Genomic DNA, 1,254 nt, shown 5'->3' with positions numbered 1-1,254 from the left:
AACTGGTCTTACCCACTAAAAGTGGACATCCATGTTAAGCGTATATCGCTTCGTATTCATATGGGCTTACATAACCCAGTGTTGAATGCTGGCGTACGCGATTATAAAAAATCTCAATGTATTCGAAGATACAAGATTTGATTTCCTGAAGCGAGTTGAATTTCTCTCCATAAATGAGTTCGACTTTCATGCGACTGAAGAATGACTCCATTACAGCGTTGTCCCAGCAGTTGCTTCTTCTGCTCATACTGGATACGGCACCGATGCTCATTATCAGGTCTTGGTATCGCACGGAACGATATTGAACACCTCTGTCAGAGTGAATGATTAACCCAGGCACTATATCTCGTCGGCTAATCGCCATATTGAGGGCTCGTATAATAAGCTCTTCGGTCATATGACCATCAAATGCCCAGCCAACAATGGCTCTTGAGTACAAGTCCATCACGGTAGCCAAGTAATGCCATTGGCCTTTGAATCGAATGTAAGTAATGTCCGTAACCCACTTCGTGTTGGGCTTTGTCGCCACAAATTGCCGGCGCAATACGTTTTGACTCACGCGTACATTACTGTGGCTATATTGCGAATATCGAAACGCTCTACCGTTGCGAGCACGTAACTGTAGCTGCTGCATGATTTTCGCTATCGTATTAACGCAGCAGGGCACGTTTTCAGCTTTTAATGCACGCGTTAATCTGGGCGCGCCATAGCGCTTTTGAAATTTCTCAAAGAGCGCCATGGTGTGCTCACGAAGCTGTTTGCGTCGTTGCTGGTGTGCAGATATATCGCGGGTGAGGTACTTGTAATAGCCAGAACGAGACACTTTAAGTGCCCGACACATCACAGTTATTCTGAATTGCCCCACATACACTTTAATGAGTGCGTACTTTACTCTTGGTCGCTCGCAAAGTACGCGGCAGCCTTTTTTAAAAACGCATTCTCTTCTTTAAGGTCGGCCAACTGGCGCTTAAGCGCTTGCACTTCATCAGCGTCTTCTTGGTGAAACTTCACACCTTGAATGGTTGAGAACTGATTGCCGCCACAGCGCTTGAACTGTCGACGCCAGTTGTAGATTTGTTGCGCGGAAATACCCAGCTCTGCGGCTACGGATTGGTTGGAGTTACCCTTTTGATCTGCTCGACGAACAGCTTCCTTACGAAACTCTTCAGTATAAGCATGAACCTTCTTTTTATTAGCCATAAGTCACCTCTTATCTAACTATAGGAGATGTCCACTAAGTTTGGGTAAGTCCTC

The 1,254-nt window shown here is 45.7% G+C and carries 2 protein-coding genes; both read right to left on the bottom strand.

The annotated features are described in order from the left end of the window. Positions 1–34: 34 nt before the first annotated feature. Entirely contained in the window at positions 35–877 is an 843-nt protein-coding gene (locus AC27EZ_RS18085; protein ID WP_487136656.1) for an IS3 family transposase, read from the bottom strand. Positions 878–888: 11 nt separating this feature from the next. Next, complete coding sequence (locus AC27EZ_RS18080) at positions 889–1,200, bottom strand: transposase (RefSeq protein WP_421133486.1); 312 nt, start codon at positions 1,198–1,200, stop codon at positions 889–891. Between the last annotated feature and the right edge of the window lie 54 nt (positions 1,201–1,254).

It is taken from the genome of Alteromonas sp. 4NH20-0056 (assembly GCF_057539655.1).
Note: the sequence above shows the minus strand (reverse complement) of the source record. Positions and strands in the feature narration are given on the sequence as shown.

Coding starts and splice junctions, on each gene's coding strand:
- AC27EZ_RS18080 (WP_421133486.1), bottom strand. CDS start 1,200: ATGGCTAATAAAAAGAAGGTTCATGCTTATACTGAAGAGTTTCGTAAG.